The sequence below is a fragment of the Pseudoalteromonas mucoides genome (assembly GCF_049257175.1).
Classification (GTDB): domain Bacteria; phylum Pseudomonadota; class Gammaproteobacteria; order Enterobacterales; family Alteromonadaceae; genus Pseudoalteromonas.
This window is the reverse complement of the sequence record NZ_JBMMUC010000010.1, coordinates 16493-33153: the sequence shown is the minus strand read 5'-3', so window position 1 is coordinate 33153 and position 16661 is coordinate 16493. Positions and strand designations below refer to the sequence as shown.

Here is a 16661-nt window from a genome sequence, read left to right as displayed (position 1 = left end):
ATGAGTAATACAGCAACTAATCATGCCGTAAATTTTTTAGCACTTGATGCATCAACAGAAGCACTTTCTTTGGTGTTAACTATAAATGGTCAGACGTATTCGCATTTTGAAGAGTGCCCTCAGCAACATAGTCAAAAAATTCTTCCTTTAGTTGATGCTTTTTTAGAAAAAGCAAATTGCCGTTTGCAAGATTTAGACGTCATTGGCTTTGGACAAGGTCCGGGCAGTTTTACTGGTGTGAGAATTAGTGTTGCCATAGCCCAGGGCCTTGCTTATGCCTGTAACTTACCGTTAGTTGGTGTATCCACACTACAAATGATGGCGCAGCAAGCATATCAGGAAACCGGTGCAACAGAGGTATTTAGTGCCATTGATGCGCGTATGGGGGAAATTTATTACGCTCAATATACGCTTGCAGCAGATAGCACCATGGAATTAGTGGTCGAAGAACAAGTACTTAAGCCAGATAATCTTGATTTAAATGATAAGCAGGGGGTGGCTGTTGGCACTGGCTGGCAAACTTACCCAGAAACATTACAAGGTATTGCTGGTATAACGCTTAATAATGACATTACGCTGCCAAATGCTTTGTATATGTCTGCATCAGTTATTAAAGGCTTTACCCATAACCAAACTGTAGAAGCGGCTCAAGCACAGCCTAAATATGTACGTGACACCGTAACCTGGAAAAAGCTGCCTGGTCGCGAATAGAATAAACCACAAACTTGCAAGGTCACTGATTATAGCACATAATTCAAGTGACCTTTTTGATGAGAAATGCATGTGACTTTACCCATTGGCTCAGGTTTTTACACGGGGGATATTCCCGGTAAGATTACCTCTAAACAGAATGTAACTAATAAACCGCAACGTTTATTAGAGCAATCTAATGGCCATGAGCAAAAGCAAGAATATGTTAAATCGAGTCAAGAAGGCTTTGATCTTGCTCAGAAGCTTCAATTAAACAGCAATAAAACAAATACCCAATATCAACAAACTATCTATGATCAACCTTCACCCAAAGTGAGCAAAGCCATTTCCACTTATACTGAATTTGCCAACCTTGAGCGTCGGGCTGAAGTACAAAATTTAATTGGTGTGGATATTTACGCTTAAATTAATCCTCACAATGACGCTAGCACTAATTACATTAGCTGGTAAATTTAGCGCAAATGTTGCTGAAGGGGTTGAAAATGAATTGCATGAATCAGTAGTAAAAAAGCCCAAATACATTCAGCACAGGGCTTTTTATATAATAAAGCATTAGTGTTTAACGTGGCGTTGAACCTGTTAAAAAATACAGCTTAATTATTTATAAAGTTTATTAATTTATCTGCAATTTCAACATTATCTATCGAACCTGTAAATTCAGACGCACCAGTACCGTAGGCAAAAACTTGTACGTCTATTGCAGTGTGGCCGCCTGTAGTCCAACCTGTAAAACTCGCCTTGTTGATAATATCTTTAATAGCTAAGTTTAGAGCTTTTTCACCCAACTTTTTAGCCTGCTCTAATTTCACTTTATTTTGCGGGCTAAATTCAATCTTTGTATTTGCTTGCCAAACTGCTTTGATATCATTGCTCTCAAGTAACAGTTCAGTAAGGGTTGAAGCGGTGGCTTTAACACTTTTAATAACATCAGTGTCCCATTTATACTGGCCATGGGCGCCAATAGATAATCCCCCAGTTGAGTGATCGGCTGTAACGACTAGCAGTGTATCTGGATTTTTATCTATATAGGCTTTGGCAAGCTCTATTGATTTTGCAAAGTCGTCCATCTCAGCCATGGCACATGCAATGTCATTAGCATGACCACACCAATCAATTTGGCTGCCTTCAATCATGACAAAAAAGCCATCTTTTTTGTTTTTATCTAGTAGGGTTAGGGCTTTATTCGTCATTTTAGCTAACCGTGTTGGATTTTCATCTAACGCATATGGCATACCCACAGGCGCATAAAGTCCGAGTGCTGGCAACTGTTTTATATCGCTTAACGCACTAAAGTCATCGCTGTATTGGTAACCCGCGGTTTTAAATTCTTCAACGAGGTTACGATCTTCGCGAATAAAATACTTAGTGCCACCGCCTAACATAAGGTCTACAGGCAGTTTCCCGGCAATTTTGTTATCTATATAATCATTGGCAATTTCGTCATAGTTACGACGAGATTCATTATGGGAAGCAAAACTTGCAGGCGTTGCATGATTGATTTGCGATGTAGCAACTAAAGCCGTGATCATGCCTTTTTCTTTTGCAATTTCTAGCATGGTTTTAACTGGCTTTTTATCAGTATCAACAGCAATTGCACCATTATAGCTTTTATGACCAGAGCTCAATGCAGTTGCACTGGCTGCACTATCAGTTACATAAGTATGATCGTCAGGGTAAGTATGTGCCATGCCAGTTAAAATGGTATCGAATACCGTATTTTCTATCTGTTTAGTTGTAGCGTCATCTTTATAATAACGATAAGCAGTGGTATACGCAGGGCCCATACCATCCCCAATCATGTAAATAATGTTTTTTGGTGCTTGCTCCGCATAAACACCACTTGTGCATAGCAATGCCAATAGGCTTAATTGTTTTTTCATTTTTTTACCCTGTGTATTGTATGGTGCTATTGTATATGCAATGTATTATAAATAAATGTATTTTTCGTTGAACCGCCCTAAAATATAGAGGAGTAACTAGGTGCAATCATTTTCAATTCAAAGTGGCGAATTAACACTTCATGGCCTAACCTTTGGCTCAGGCAGAGAAGTCGTGATTGCGTTACATGGTTGGTTAGATAATTGTCATAGTTTTATTCCGATGCTTGATGGTGCTCAACTTAATGCGACTTGGTACTGTATTGACTTTCCAGGACATGGTAAGTCAGATTGGCGAAGCGCTGATGCACAATATTACTTTATAGATTATGTTGACGATATCTATAACTTAATACTTGAACTAGGGACAGACAAAGTACATCTTGTTGGTCACTCTATGGGCGCAATGGCTGCAGGACTTTTTGCCAGTTGTTTTCCCCAGAAGGTTCACTCTGTCACTATGATTGAAGGTTTTGGTGTGATGACAACACCCAGTGATGAAGTGGTAAAACAGTTACGTTTAGCGATATCAAAACGTCATCAGTTACGTAATAGAAAAACGCGATACTATGATTCGAAAGAGCAAGTTTACAAGGCGCGGGCGCTATCCACCGATTTACCGCTGGAATTAATTGCTCTATTAATGGACAGAAATTTAGTGTCGACAGAGCAAGGAATACAATTAACAACAGACCCTAAGCTCAAAAATCATTCAGGATTTAGATTTGATGAACCACAATGTATAGCAATTATAAATGAAATAAATGTGCCTTGTCAGCTGATATTAGGTTCTAAAGGGTATCCGTTTGTGACTGACAATTTAGCTAAATATAGTTGTTATTTCAAATATTTAAATGTAGTTGAAGTGGCTGGCGGGCACCATTGTCATATGCAAAGTAATGAGCAATGCCTATTGCAAGTTCATGCATTTATGCTGCAAACTGGTGCATGTTAATTGTATAATTGCCCCAAATGTGGGATTATTTGTCGATTAGAGTATTTGCTCGATTGTGAAAGTGCCTTACATAGTTTAAGGTTTAATAAAAATAAATTATAAACAGAACAGGAGCTAAGAGTGGAAAAGATCTGGCTTAAGCGCTACCCAGAAGGTATGCCTGAAACTATCGACCCTGAACACTATAATTCGTTATTAGAAGTGTTTGAGAAGAGCTTCGCTGATTACAAAGATTTACCAGCCTTTACTAATATGGGCAAAACCTTAAGTTATGATGAGATGGACAGTGCAACTAAACGTGTTGCGTCTTATATCCAAAATGACTTAGGACTAAAAAAGGGTGCAAAGGTTGCGGTCATGATGCCAAACCTATTGCAAACACCAGTGACTATTTTAGGTATTCTACGTGCTGGTTGTGTTGTGGTTAATGTAAACCCACTTTATACAGTGCGTGAGCTCGAGCACCAACTTAATGATTCTGAGTCAGAAGCTATCTTTATCTTGGCTAACTTTGCCGACACGTTAGAAAAAGCATTGGCTAAAACGAGTGTAAAACATATTGTTGTGACACAAGTTGGCGATATGGTGGGTGGGGTTAAAAAACACATCGTAAATTTTGTCGTAAAGCACATTAAAAAAATGGTGCCTACATACAATTTACCAAACCCAATTAAGTTTTCCCAGGCGCTTGGCGGTGATGAAAGTCGATACGTAAAGCCAGAGATCACTTTAAACGACCTTGCTTTTTTACAATACACGGGTGGCACAACCGGCGTATCAAAAGGCGCAATGTTAAGCCATGGCAATATGGTTGGTAATCTTGAGCAAGTATCAGGTTGTTTAGATAAAGTGCTTGAACGCGGTAAAGAAGTTGTTGTTACCGCATTACCGCTTTATCATATATTTGCTTTAACGGCTAACTGCCTTGCATTTATGAAGTACGGTGGACTTAACCTATTAATCACTAATCCGCGTGATATGCCTGGGTTTGTAAAAGAGCTAGGCCAGCATAAATTTACTGCTATTACTGGGGTAAACACGCTGTTCAATGGGTTATTAAATACCCCTGGGTTTGCTGAGCTTGATTTTAGCCATCTTAAAATGTCATTAGGTGGCGGTATGGCTGTACAGCGCCCTGTTGCTGAAAAATGGCAGTCAGTAACTAACACTAAATTAATGGAAGGCTACGGCTTAACTGAGTGTGCACCACTTGTTACCATTAGCCCGTATGATTTAGAAGCGTATAACGGTTCAATTGGTCTACCTGCTCCAAGTACAGAACTTAAGCTTATGCTTGATAATGGCGAAGAGGCCGCAAAGGGTGAGCCAGGTGAATTGTGGGTTAAGGGACCTCAAGTAATGCTTGGCTATTATAACCGACCTGATGCAACTGCTGAATGTTTAAAAGAAGGCTGGTTTGCTACTGGTGATATTGCCACGTACGATGATGAAGGCTTCTTTTATATTGTGGATCGTAAAAAAGACATGATCATTGTATCTGGCTTTAATGTGTTCCCAAATGAGATTGAAGAAGTGGTTGCAATGCATGATGGTGTACTTGAATGTGCTGCTATCGGTATTCCTCACGATGTAAGTGGTGAACAAGTTAAAGTTTTTATTGTTAAAAAAGACCCATCTTTAACTGAAAAAGATATAATAAAGCACTGTCGTGATAATTTAACTAATTACAAAGTGCCTAAACTCGTTGAGTTTAGGGATGAGTTACCAAAAACCAATGTTGGTAAAATACTCAGAAGAGCTTTGAAAGATTAGCAACTATAAAAAAACCGGCAACTGCCGGTTTTTTTATTGTAGGAGCAAAAGTGCAATACCAATTGATTCAGACCCAAGCGCAATTAAATAAGTTTGTAGAACAAATTCGTCATAAACCTTTATTGGCAATTGATACTGAGTTCATGCGTCGAAGAACACTTTACCCGGAAGTTGCGTTAATTCAGGTATATGATGGAGAGCATTTGGCGCTGATAGACCCCTTAGCTGAACTATCATTTTTTGAGTTTTGGGAGATATTACGCGATGAAAATGTATTAAAAGTGCTGCATTCTCCGTCAGAAGATATTGAGGTATTTCAAAAGTACGCAGGATTTGTTCCTACACCGTTATTTGATACCCAGTTTGCTTTACAGTTACTTGGCCGTGGCAATTGCATGGGTTTTGCGCACATGGTTAAAGCTTTACTTGACATTGATATCGATAAAAGTGAGTCCAGAACCAATTGGTTACAGCGACCACTCACCCAGAAGCAGCTCGATTATGCTGCAGCGGATGTATATCACTTACTACCTTGCTTTAAGATCATTATTGAGCAAATTAATGAAGCTGATTATTTTCAGCTAGTTATCAATGAGACTAATTTAGTAGCGCAAAAGCGCGCTTATCAAGTGCCAGATGATTTATTATATAAAGATATAAAAAATGCATGGCAATTAAAGCCATCAGAATTAGTGATTTTAAAAGAACTCGCTGCTTGGCGAAGAAATAAAGCAATACGTAAAAATTTAGCGCTTAATTTTGTAGTAAAAGAGCATAACCTTGTTGAGATAGCAAAGCGTAAACCAACAAGCTTAAATGCATTACGTAATATTCCAGACGTTGAAAATATTGAAGTGAATCGCTCTGGTGTAGAAATATTGAAGTGTATAGAACAAGCAAAAGTAATAGAGGTGTCTCAGTACCCTGAGCAACTTAAGCGATTAATTGACTTCCCTGCTTATAAAAAAGTAGCTAAAGAAATCAAACAAAAAATTACTAAAGTGGCTAAAGAACAGGGGATCCCTGAAGATGTTCTTGCATCTAAAAAACAAATAAATCAACTCATTAGCTGGAATTGGAAATTGACACCTGAACAACGCACAACGCACATAAAGCCTGATTTACTTAATTCTTGGCGGTATGACTACGTAAAAGAAGTATTGCAAGAGTGGGATGTGTGATTAACCAGAGTTCAGGTTAATTAGTTTGAACTCGCTTGTTTAAAGCGAGTTCTTAGCTTTTTATTGATTCATAGTAGCAAGAATATTATCTAAATTAGCTTTTGATTTTGCAACACTTTGCAAAGGTGTAAGTCCTTGAGGATACTCTTCTTGTTCAATCACGAGCCACTCAACCCCTCCATCAATCAGCAAAGACTTGATTATTTTTTGCCAAGGATAATCATTTTCACCAAATATTGGGCTTAAATTATCTCCTTTGTGAGTCCGTACTTTCAAATGTGTAGCTAAGGTTCTGCCTGGGTATTTTTTTATGTAATAAATAGGGTCTTTATTAGCGAAATGTACCCAGCCAATATCAAGCTGTAAGGGCATTGTTTTAGGGGTATTGGTGGCTATGTTGTCCCAATATGTCGCATTTTTAAATTGCTCAAATTCCCTGTTATGGTTATGAAAGCCAATTGACATATCATATTTCTGGGCTAATTCATTCACTTCACTTAATTGTTTATTTAACGATTTAATACCTTCTGGGTCCCATGCTCGTTCATCCCAAGGAACAAAAAGAAGGCTCACACCAAGTGTTTTATAGAACAATAGTGTACTTTCTAACTTATCTTTTGTTAGTGAATCAAATCCAATGTGTGCGCTACTTGCAACAAGCCCTAAATTGCTTAATCGAGTTCTAAGTGCACTTGGGTTTTCCTTGTAATTACCAAATTCACCAGCAAACTCAACGCCGTTAAACCCCATATTTGCAAGTGCGTTTAAAGTACCATCAAAATCTTGTTTTAATTCATTTTTAACTGACCAAAGTTGAACGCTGATGGGAAGCGATGACTTTTTAGCCTGCAACGGCATCGAAAGTAAAAGGGTTATAATCAATAAAGCTTTGCAGTAATAAAAAAACGAAATCTTGTTATTAATCATTATAAAACACCTATAAAGAAGCAGGGATTTCTCCCTGCTTTGGTCTGGGCTAACTAAAAATTAATCTTGGTATGCATACTCAGTTAATCCAAGTTCAGCTAACACGCTATCAAGATGCGCTTTTGCTTCACTGGTAGGGCCTGGGTAATCGCCGGCAATTGGCACATTGCCTAAATAACCAATATCTTTACAGCCTTGGGGAGTACAAAAATAAGCACCCAATACTAAGTTTTTAAATCTTAAAAAGGCATTACCAATTCGTTGGAATTGAGCCGGTGTAGTATCATCAAAATAGGCAATATCATTTAAAATAGCCGTTTGTTGATCCTTGTTTAATGCGATAAATTGCTTTTTGAAACGCAAATTAGACTCGTCATCAATCCAGGCAAGGCCATGGAGAATCGTGACTCGATCCTTTTGTTGTCCGTTATAAGGAGAGCTTACCCATTCATCAATGACGCTGGGCACATTGACATCAGTAGCGCTAGGGTTATTACCTTCTTTTGGCACAATGTAATCTGCTAAAACAGCAACTAGGTTTAATTGATGCTGAGTTAAGGTGAGCGGCCATGGAGATTCTGGTGGCATAACCATATTTGGATCAGTGCCATAGCCCTTGGCTGTAATTGGCTTTAGATCTAACTCGGGCCAATGGCCTTTATCACTTATTTTTTCTTCTAGTGCTTTGCTGCAACCTGCAGAAAGTGACACCGCTGAACCTGCAGCAAGTAAACCGAGCCATTTAAGTGACTCTCGTCGAGTCATCCCAGAAATGTATTTATATGAATCAACACGATCTTCGTTATGCATGTTAAAGCACTCCTTGTTCAATTTGTTCTGAAATCCAGGTTGAGTTGCGCATTGCTAAAGTCATTATAGTGAGCGTGCAGTTTTTATGAGGGTTAGAGGCGAATACTCCCGCATCCATTACAAATAAATTATTGCAATCCCAGGTTTGTCCCCATTGGTTGGTGACTGAATCAGCAGGTGAACTACCCATTCGCGTTGTACCAACTTCGTGAATGATCTCACCACCTTTGGAAATCGCTTTTTCTGCTGGTGGTAATTTACCTACCTTAGCACCCATGTTTTCTAAAATTTGCTTCGCTGTTTTTAAACCGTGTTCAATTTGTTTAAGTTCTCGATCGGACCATTTAAAATGAAACTTAGAAACTGGAATACCCCATTTATCTTTTGTATTTTCATCAATTTCCATATAAGTGTCATCATTTGGCAGCATCTCACCACGCAGAGCAAAGCCTACATAGGAGCCATAGGCATCGCGTACTTGTTGTTTTAACTCAGCCCCGTAGCCTTTTTTATCACCAGATACACCGGAGCCTGGTTGATTAAAGCCACTGCTTATTTCAAAGTGATAGCCACGTGGGAAGTCCAGCTCACCTTTAGCATGGGCTTTATGTCCCCACCAAGGGATAAATAGGTGATTACCGGTGTGGCCATCTTCGTTATAGCGAGGTCGACCTTTTAATGCAGGTATTTGAGCACCAAGCCATGCACCGGTCGAGTCCATAAGGTTACGACCTACCTGGCCACTTGAATTAGCTAATCCCTTAGGGTGTTTCTTATGCTTAGAGTTAAGAAGAATACGCGCTGACTCGCAAGCACTTGCTGCAAGGATAACAATATCAGCTGACAATGACTGTTCAGAGACTGTCTTTTTATCAACATACGTCACACCAGTAACTTTACCATTGTCGTCAACGGCAACAGATTTAACCATTGCATCGGTTATTATTTCTAGGTTACCTGTTGCTTTTGCCATTGGTAATAGTGAGGTGGTTGTTTGAAACGCAGCACCAATAGAACAACCATGGCCACATGGCGTTGCATAAAAGCATGCCATTCTGTCATCTTTATTACGTGTTAAAACGGCTCTGTGCATTGGCACGGCTGAAATACCAAGCTTTTTAGCACTTGCAGCAATAAGTAATTCAGGCACTCTGGGCGTTGGAGGTGGTTGCAACACACCTGGTGCTGAAGGCGGCATGTCATCAAGCCCAGTATTTGTGCCGCAAATACCCACTAACTCTTCAGTTATATCGTACCATGGTGCAATATCCTCATAGACGAATGGCCAATCTGCTCCGTTTCCGTCTTGGCTTTTACCTTTAAAATCATGTTCACTAAACCTAAGTGAGTAACGACCCCAATGATTAGTACGTCCACCAAGCATACGAGCTCGCCACCAATAAAAATCGGTTCCTTTAGCATTAGTATAAGGTTCATCGGGAACTTGCCAACCGCCATCAACGGTTGCATCGTAAAAGCCAAAGTTTTTATCTTTATTGCCGGCTCCCATTAATGGGGCTTCACTGTTACGGCGAAACATCGGGCTTTCTTTTTTAGGGTCGTAATCGCGGCCTGCTTCAAGCAGTAGTACTTTGTGCCCTAATTTAGTTAAGGTATATGCAGCCATTGCTCCGCCAGCACCTGACCCAACAACAAGTACTTTATGATCAAAAGTAGACATAGTTATAGCTCCTTAATTTTTATATTTTTGAACCAGACTTTGTCACCATGATCTTGCAAGCCAATATGGCCTTGCTCAGAGGTTGCAAAGTTAGACCAGGTTGCAAATTTGCTGTTTTTAACTAGGGTATTCCACGAACTGCTACCCACAACCATGCTGACGGTACTGACGCCATTTTGCCAAACCTGTAAATGATTATTCAGCATTTTGATACGTACAGTATTCCATTGCATCGCAGGTTTATGTGCGGCACTCGGTGCAGTTAATAAATCATAAATTGAGCCTGATAAATGTGAGTCAATTTCAGTATCTGAGTGGCGTTCGTTATCAATGATCTGTATTTCAGGTGCATGGGAATAAATCATGCTCCCTAATTCATCAGCAAGCACAAAAATACCACTATTGCCGACTTCACTAATCTTCCAATCAATTTTTAAATCAAAATTTTGGTATGATTTTTTAGTTAAAATATCACCACCACCTTTTGTTAGTAGCATTGCCCCATCATCGATAACCCATTTTGAGCTGATTGAATCACTTTTAAAGTTACGCCATTGCGACATATCTTGACCGTTAAATAGTAACTGCCATCCGGCTTTTTTTTCTGCTTGAGAAAGTTGATTATCAATGCTTTTAGCAAATGCAGTACCGGTAAAGGCCAGTGCAATTGATAAAACCGAAATTGTTTTAAGCATAAAATACCCCTTATTTTGTGTGCTACGTGTTAGTTGCATTAAACGTACTGTTCTACGCTTTTATTTTTCTTATAAATAAATGAAGACCGATAAATACGACGATAAGTACAACCGGGAAGAGTAATAGGTTTTGTAAAACAGCTTGCCCAGCAACAACTTCTACTTGCTCTGGGGTAATGTTTTGCGTTTGAGCTTGTGTTTTAGCGCTATCAATCCAATTACCAATTACCGGATTCCATAAACTCATGGCAAACATGCCCGCACCACCGATTAATGACATACCTAAGGCACCCGTTTTAGGTGTGTATTCTGCAACACATCCGATCATGGTTGGCCAAAAATAGGTAACTCCAATTGCAAACATTGCTGCTGCAAAGTAAATAGCGCTGCCTTGTGCTTGGCTCATCATGTATATTCCAATCGTTGAAAATATTGCTGACCCAAGCAATACACCGGAAGGACTAAAGCGATGAACTATTGGTCCTGCAAAGAAACGGCCCAGCGCCATCAGGCCAGTAATAAGCGCTAAAATAACCATAGGTGATGCACCTGATGAACCTAAAATTTGCTCAATCCATTGCTGAGTGCCAAATTCTGTTACGGCTGTTAAAGTCATGCAAATGATCAAGAATAAATACAAAGGTGACAGAAGGTTTTTCAAGTTACTGCTGGTGGAGTTTTGCTGCGCATCAAACTTAGGAAATTGAGCTGTTAGCATCATTGCGCCATAGATAGCCGTAGGTATTAAAATTAACGCCACTTGCCATTGCCAATTAAAGCTGGCTGATGTCATCGCATTTGAAGCTAAAGCGCCAATAACAATACCGCCAGGAAACCATACATGGAAACGATTTAACATGGTGGTGGTGTTTTTTGGGTACATTTGTGCAATTAAAGGATTACACCCAGCTTCAACAGAGCCATTAGCAAACCCAATTAAAAATGTAGATATAAGTAAAGCCCAAAAACCTTCAGCAGAGATAGTTAATAAAAGCCCTGCTAGATGACAGAAAAATGCCAGAGCCACTAATTTTTTTGCGCCGATGGCATTATAAATGATGCCCCCTAGCATAGTCGCAATCGGAAAGCCTAAAAATGCCATCGCGTTGACCCAGCCAAGCTGTGTACTAGTTAAGCCAAATTGTGCGCCAAGTTGGCCTAAAATACCGGCACGAATCGCAAATGTCATTGATGTGACTATTAACGCGATACAACATAAACGAAAAATGAGGCTGTGATTATTATTGTTATTCATTGTGTGTGATCCTGTTTAGTTAATACCTAATATCCGCTTATTTCGCTGGGTATCGGTCGCCATTGCACTAAAATCATCAAATGCTTTAGCTGTCGGGGTTATTAAGTGTTGTTGTATAAATGGCGCGCCTTCTTTAGCACCTTGCTCAGAATCTTTGATACAACACTCCCATTCCAATACTGCCCAACCATCAAAGCCATACTGAGTTAATTTACTAAATATACCGTTGAAATCGACTTGGCCATCACCTAATGAACGAAAGCGGCCAGGGCGGTCCTGCCAGCTTTGATAGCCTCCATAAATACCGCTTTTACCGTTTGCGTTGAATTCAGCATCTTTAACGTGGAATGCTTTAATGCGAGAATGATAAATGTCAATAAACGCAAGGTAATCAAGTTGCTGTAACACAAAGTGACTTGGATCGTAGAGAATATTTACTCGCGGGTGGTTATTTGTGGCAGCTAAAAACCGCTCAAAAGTAACGCCGTCATGTAAATCTTCACCGGGATGAAGCTCGTAGCATACATCAACCCCCATCTCATCAAAATAATCGAGAATAGGCAGCCAACGAGCTGCAAGCTCGGCAAAACCCTGTTCAACTAAGCCTTGAGGACGTTGCGGCCAAGGATAAAAGGTGTGCCATAACAACGCACCTGAAAATGTAACGTGTGTTTTAAGGCCAAGGTTACGACTTGCTTTAGCAGCGAGCATTAATTGATCATTAGCCCACTGTGTGCGGTTAGTTGGATCGCCGCGAAGGTGCTCTGGCGCAAAGTTATCAAACATTTCATCATAAGCTGGGTGTACGGCAACGAGCTGACCTTGTAAGTGTGTAGAAAGCTCTGAAATTGTAAGCCCAGCTTGTGCAATAATGCTAGTTACTTCATCGCAGTAATCTTGGCTTTGGGCTGCTTTTTCTAAGTCGAATATCTCAGGGTTAGACGTAGGCATTTGAATTGCCTTGTAGCCTAAGTTTGACGCCCATTGGCAAATGTCTACCAAATTGTTAAACGGCGCTTCATCATTTATGAATTGCGCTAAAAATATTGCTGGGCCTTTTATTTGTTTCATCGATGATTATCCAATTTTAAATGTGTGCCATTTACTGTCTTTTGTTGATGCTTCTACCGCATTTTCGATAAATGCCATGCCTCTAATCGCTTGTTTAATTCCAGGTACATCAAATTGCTCATTAGTCGCTATTTCGGCTAGTTTTTTTGCTTTAATCTGTTTTGCAAAATTAACATATATATTGGCAAAAGCTTCAAGATAGCCTTCGGGGTGACCTGCTGGGGCCCTAAGCGCATTTTGTGCCGCTGTGCTTTTTAGTGCTATACCAGAACGTAGTAATACGCTTGGTGCATTGTGGCTTTTAAGCCATAAGCTATTGGGCTCCATTTGATTCCATTCAATGCTAGCTTTATCACCATAAATGCGAAGGTTTAAATTATTCTCTTCGCCAAGTGCTATTTGGCTGGCAAGTAATACACCTTTAGCTTGGTTATCAAATCGTAGTAACACGGTGCCATCATCATCGAGAGTTCTGCCTGACACGACATGATTTAAATCAGCACATAATGCGGTTATTTCTAAGCCACTTACGTATTCTGCTAAGTTTGCAGCATGCACACCAATATCTGCTATACAGCAGCTGATACCCGCTTTCTCAGGATCTAAACGCCACTTTGCCTGTTTTCCTTGTTCATCTTCATTGCTGGCAAGCCAACCTTGACTGTATTCAACAACTACTTTACGAATGTTGCCAAGTTCGCCTTGGGCAATTCTGTGCCGAGCTTCCTTTATCATAGGGTAGCCGGTATAGGTGTGAGTCAAGCCATATAAACACTCAGTTTGGTTTAATGTTTGCTCTAAAATCAGTGCTTCTTGCAAATTTAGTGTTGCAGGTTTGTCTGAAAGGACGTGGAAACCAGACTCTATAGCGAGTTTCGCGATAGAAAAATGCAAATGATTTGGTGTAACTATAACAACAAAATCGATACGTTTATCTTCAGGAAGTTTTGCCTCTTCAATAAACATTTGTTGGTAACTTTCGTAGTTTCTTGAAGGGTTAATTCCCAACATATCTGCAGTCGCTCTGCTGCGAAGAGGGTCTGAACTGAATGAACCTGCAACTAAATCAATAAGGCCATCTAAACGTGCAGCAATTCGGTGAATTGCACCAATAAATGCACCCTCAGCACCACCGACCATTCCCATACGGACTTTTGTGTTATTCATCACACGCTCCATCTCAATAGTCGTCTATTGAATTTGGTTAATATCTTGTTATTGATAATAATCAATGAATACCAGTAGGGGTAATAAAAATTCGGTTGACAATGCAACAAATTCGGCGTTTTATGTATTTTATATTAGTGTGTTTTTTGGAATATATTATTGTGAATATACATCAAATTATAGATAAAGCAGGTGTAGATCAATTAATCTCAGCATTTGACTTGTTACATGATATTCTGTTTTGGGTTAAAGATAATGAAAGTCGTATTTTATACGCAAATCAACATTTTATTGAACATAAAGGGTATAAGTCATTTGACCAAATAGCCCTTAAAACTGATTTTGATTTCTCGCCAAAACACTTAGCTTTTCAGTATGTAAATGACGATAAACGTGTTATGAATGGCTATGTTGTTACAGACAGATTAGAGCTTAATAAAACATCAAATGGTGAATTAGCCTGGTTTTCTACCTCGAAAAAAGCGATTTTTTCAGATGAGGGAGAAATACTGGGGACGTATGGCGTTACACGGCATTTACAAAAAACATCGAAAGCTTTATCTAATGTAAGAGCCATTGAAGAGCCAGTTAATTTCATAAGGGAGCATTACCACCGAAACATCAGCATCGAAGAGCTGGCTGAATTGGCACATTTATCAGTGAGTGCTTTAGAGCGCCGCTTTAAGAAGCATTTAGCTAAAACACCTAACCAGTTTATAAACGAAATTCGATTAGAAAACGCACGTAGGTTATTAGTCGAAACAAGCTTACCTATTTCACAAATAGCCTATCAATGTGGCTTTGCTGAGCCGAGTTATTTTAGTAAACAGTTTAGGCGTTTATTTGGTGAAATACCTTCACATATGCGCGACAACATTGATAACTAACTCGTGTATCGTTTAGCAAGTTCAACCGCTGCCTGCTCAGGGGGATATTTCGCAGAGCGCAGATATTGCCCGGTGTCATGAGGGAGCCTTGCACTAATTTTATCTGCTATCCCGCCCATTAAACTTATATTATCAAAACCTAAACTCACTAGATGCTTGATATATCGATAGGTGAAGGACGTGGCCTGATCTAAAATAGAGATTGCGAGTGGATCAGACTGCATCTGGAATATTAATGGTGCAAATCGTGCGAAAAAAGCAGGCTTTTTATTAATCGCAAGTTGAGTTAACTGGCTGCTGGTTTCACAATTTAATTCGTTTAAGAGCATAGTTATTAGTTCAGTGGGTGGAGACAGCCCATCTAAAACCTCTAGAGCATAGCGAAAAAGTGTGAGACCCATCCAACTACCACTTGCTCCGTCACTTAACATTAAACCATGGCCGCCCAACTCAATAACAGAAGTATTGTCAATTGCACCAGCACAAAACCCGGTGCCTAAAATAATAATAGCGCCATTGTTACCATCATGTGCGCCGTGGCACGCTATGTGTAAATCAGTAGAGAAATTAAATGAAGCAAAAGGGTGTTGCCACAATGACATTTCGTTTGTTGAACTTTCAATCCCTGCACCCGCGAGCCCTGCATAGGCATGTATATGTGCCATCAAACTAGGTGGTAAATTTGCAGCTGCTAATGCTTGTTGGGCTGCATCAATAATTGATTGCTGCGCCACATTTACCGACGTGGCAATATTTGCGGCTCCACTAACAGCCTCTGCTAATAGTTTTCCTTGGGCATCTTCAAGGCGCACTCGACACTTTGTTCCACCGCCGTCGATACCTAAATACAGTGAAGAGATAGGTTTAGTCATATGAACGTTGCTCACAAGATGGGTTTAAAAGTTGGCTTATGTACTGTGGCATAACTCTACCTTGGTCATTTAAAACAGCAGAGTAAGCGTGAAGTGAGCTTAACTTTCCTTCACAAATAGGCCATAACTCTGCTGCATTTTGAGGATTAACACCACCGCCAATAACCACCTCAATTTGATTATTAGCACGTTTTATAATATGTCGTAATGACTCAATACCATGTAAAATGTTTTGCTTATCAGTGTAATGGGTACCATTTGTTAAAACACGGTCTACACCCAAATCAATTAGTGTTGAAAGCGAATTCAGTGGCTCAGCTATACAGTCAAATGCACGATGGAATGTAGTTTTTAAATTATTTTTTTGTGCCGTTGAGGCAAGGATTCTCGTTGCTGCAACATCGATCTTAGCCTCTTTTATGACACCAAACACCACTCCGTTAGCGCCAAATTCAGCTGCTTTTTCTATTTGGTTCAGCATTTTCTTGAGTAAGGGCGCATCAACACTAAAATCATTTGCGATTGGTCTTATCATTATTAATAACTCACCATTGCTCGGAATTATTTTTGCGCAGTTGCTAATTGCGTAGACTGACGGTGTTAGTCCATCTTGATGCATCGAGCTACATAATTCGATCCTACTTGCTCCTGCAATAAATGCATTTTTTACATTATCAGTCAAATGAGTTTCATTATCAGAGTTTAAACAAATTTCTAGTTTTTTACCCATAGCCATTTATTGAGAAACCTATAGTTAATTTAAAAATAAAATATTGCGAACAATCACTTATTTAATAAT

Annotated in this window: 16 protein-coding genes; 6 read left to right on the top strand and 10 right to left on the bottom strand. The window is 39.6% G+C overall.

The genetic code is table 11. The features are described from left to right. Entirely contained in the window at positions 1 to 711 is a 711-nt protein-coding gene (gene tsaB, locus AAEU30_RS12185) for a tRNA (adenosine(37)-N6)-threonylcarbamoyltransferase complex dimerization subunit type 1 TsaB (protein WP_421960730.1), read from the top strand. A gap of 72 nt (positions 712 to 783) precedes the next feature. Continuing rightward, complete coding sequence (locus tag AAEU30_RS12180) at positions 784 to 1116, top strand: hypothetical protein (RefSeq protein WP_421960729.1); 333 nt, start codon at positions 784 to 786, stop codon at positions 1114 to 1116. Positions 1117 to 1304: 188 nt separating this feature from the next. Here AAEU30_RS12180 and AAEU30_RS12175 read toward each other — a convergent pair whose 3' ends face one another. Further along, positions 1305 to 2591: an alkaline phosphatase gene (locus AAEU30_RS12175; protein WP_421960728.1), complete on the bottom strand. Its 1287-nt coding sequence runs from the start codon at positions 2589 to 2591 to the stop codon at positions 1305 to 1307. A gap of 100 nt (positions 2592 to 2691) precedes the next feature. Here AAEU30_RS12175 and AAEU30_RS12170 point away from each other — a divergent pair, with 100 nt between their 5' ends. The 3 genes from AAEU30_RS12170 to rnd all read left to right on the top strand — a co-directional run bounded on the left by AAEU30_RS12170 (position 2692) and on the right by rnd (position 6497). After that, positions 2692 to 3543, top strand: a complete 852-nt coding sequence (locus tag AAEU30_RS12170) for an alpha/beta hydrolase (protein ID WP_421960727.1) — start codon at positions 2692 to 2694, stop codon at positions 3541 to 3543. Positions 3544 to 3663: 120 nt separating this feature from the next. Continuing rightward, complete coding sequence (gene fadD / locus AAEU30_RS12165; protein WP_421960726.1) at positions 3664 to 5316, top strand: long-chain-fatty-acid--CoA ligase FadD; 1653 nt, start codon at positions 3664 to 3666, stop codon at positions 5314 to 5316. A 50-nt stretch (positions 5317 to 5366) separates the two neighbouring features. Continuing rightward, entirely contained in the window at positions 5367 to 6497 is a 1131-nt protein-coding gene (rnd, locus tag AAEU30_RS12160) for a ribonuclease D (protein WP_421960725.1), read from the top strand. A 60-nt stretch (positions 6498 to 6557) separates the two neighbouring features. Here the strand turns inward: rnd and AAEU30_RS12155 are convergent, their stop codons facing one another. The 7 genes from AAEU30_RS12155 to AAEU30_RS12125 are packed head-to-tail and all read right to left on the bottom strand — an operon-like array spanning position 6558 to position 14103. Further along, the gene (locus AAEU30_RS12155; RefSeq protein WP_421960724.1) at positions 6558 to 7424 is read right to left on the bottom strand and encodes a sugar phosphate isomerase/epimerase family protein; all 867 of its coding nucleotides are present in this window, start codon (positions 7422 to 7424) and stop codon (positions 6558 to 6560) included. Positions 7425 to 7484: 60 nt separating this feature from the next. After that, a complete protein-coding gene (locus tag AAEU30_RS12150) occupies positions 7485 to 8234 on the bottom strand; it encodes a gluconate 2-dehydrogenase subunit 3 family protein (protein WP_421960723.1) in 750 nt (249 codons plus the stop codon). Between the two features lies 1 nt (position 8235). Further along, on the bottom strand, positions 8236 to 9915 hold the full coding sequence (locus AAEU30_RS12145) for a GMC family oxidoreductase (protein ID WP_421960722.1): 1680 nt from the start codon (positions 9913 to 9915) through the stop codon (positions 8236 to 8238). A gap of 2 nt (positions 9916 to 9917) precedes the next feature. Next, entirely contained in the window at positions 9918 to 10610 is a 693-nt protein-coding gene (locus AAEU30_RS12140) for a 3-keto-disaccharide hydrolase (protein ID WP_421960721.1), read from the bottom strand. Positions 10611 to 10662: 52 nt separating this feature from the next. After that, entirely contained in the window at positions 10663 to 11865 is a 1203-nt protein-coding gene (locus AAEU30_RS12135) for an MFS transporter (protein WP_421960720.1), read from the bottom strand. Between the two features lie 15 nt (positions 11866 to 11880). After that, complete coding sequence (locus AAEU30_RS12130) at positions 11881 to 12936, bottom strand: sugar phosphate isomerase/epimerase family protein (RefSeq protein WP_421960719.1); 1056 nt, start codon at positions 12934 to 12936, stop codon at positions 11881 to 11883. Positions 12937 to 12942: 6 nt separating this feature from the next. Further along, the gene (locus tag AAEU30_RS12125; RefSeq protein WP_421960718.1) at positions 12943 to 14103 is read right to left on the bottom strand and encodes a Gfo/Idh/MocA family protein; all 1161 of its coding nucleotides are present in this window, start codon (positions 14101 to 14103) and stop codon (positions 12943 to 12945) included. 161 nt (positions 14104 to 14264) lie between these two features. Between AAEU30_RS12125 and AAEU30_RS12120 the strand changes: the two genes are divergently transcribed. Beyond that, a complete protein-coding gene (locus AAEU30_RS12120; RefSeq protein WP_421960717.1) occupies positions 14265 to 14990 on the top strand; it encodes an AraC family transcriptional regulator in 726 nt (241 codons plus the stop codon). On the opposite strand, the gene AAEU30_RS12115 is transcribed toward AAEU30_RS12120, so the two are convergent. Together AAEU30_RS12115 and AAEU30_RS12110 are read right to left on the bottom strand one after the other, a co-directional pair. Further along, positions 14987 to 15862 carry a glucosamine kinase nucleotide-binding domain-containing protein gene (locus tag AAEU30_RS12115; protein WP_421960716.1) on the bottom strand — a complete coding sequence of 292 codons (876 nt, stop codon included), beginning with the start codon at positions 15860 to 15862 and terminating at the stop codon, positions 14987 to 14989. The genes AAEU30_RS12120 and AAEU30_RS12115 overlap by 4 nt on opposite strands. Further along, positions 15855 to 16598 carry a copper homeostasis protein CutC gene (locus tag AAEU30_RS12110; protein ID WP_421960715.1) on the bottom strand — a complete coding sequence of 248 codons (744 nt, stop codon included), beginning with the start codon at positions 16596 to 16598 and terminating at the stop codon, positions 15855 to 15857. The genes AAEU30_RS12115 and AAEU30_RS12110 overlap by 8 nt, the downstream gene beginning before the upstream one ends. Positions 16599 to 16661 lie beyond the last annotated feature (63 nt).

What these genes read in the sequence shown, in the direction of transcription:
- AAEU30_RS12130 (WP_421960719.1), bottom strand. Translation starts at nt 12,936, where the DNA reads ATGAAACAAATAAAAGGCCCAGCAATATTTTTAGCGCAATTCATAAAT.
- AAEU30_RS12155 (WP_421960724.1), bottom strand. Translation starts at nt 7,424, where the DNA reads ATGATTAATAACAAGATTTCGTTTTTTTATTACTGCAAAGCTTTATTG.
- AAEU30_RS12135 (WP_421960720.1), bottom strand. Translation starts at nt 11,865, where the DNA reads ATGAATAACAATAATAATCACAGCCTCATTTTTCGTTTATGTTGTATC.
- AAEU30_RS12115 (WP_421960716.1), bottom strand. Translation starts at nt 15,862, where the DNA reads ATGACTAAACCTATCTCTTCACTGTATTTAGGTATCGACGGCGGTGGA.
- AAEU30_RS12140 (WP_421960721.1), bottom strand. Translation starts at nt 10,610, where the DNA reads ATGCTTAAAACAATTTCGGTTTTATCAATTGCACTGGCCTTTACCGGT.
- AAEU30_RS12175 (WP_421960728.1), bottom strand. Translation starts at nt 2,591, where the DNA reads ATGAAAAAACAATTAAGCCTATTGGCATTGCTATGCACAAGTGGTGTT.
- AAEU30_RS12150 (WP_421960723.1), bottom strand. Translation starts at nt 8,234, where the DNA reads ATGCATAACGAAGATCGTGTTGATTCATATAAATACATTTCTGGGATG.
- tsaB (WP_421960730.1), top strand. Translation starts at nt 1, where the DNA reads ATGAGTAATACAGCAACTAATCATGCCGTAAATTTTTTAGCACTTGAT.
- AAEU30_RS12145 (WP_421960722.1), bottom strand. Translation starts at nt 9,915, where the DNA reads ATGTCTACTTTTGATCATAAAGTACTTGTTGTTGGGTCAGGTGCTGGC.
- AAEU30_RS12125 (WP_421960718.1), bottom strand. Translation starts at nt 14,103, where the DNA reads ATGAATAACACAAAAGTCCGTATGGGAATGGTCGGTGGTGCTGAGGGT.
- AAEU30_RS12110 (WP_421960715.1), bottom strand. Translation starts at nt 16,598, where the DNA reads ATGGCTATGGGTAAAAAACTAGAAATTTGTTTAAACTCTGATAATGAA.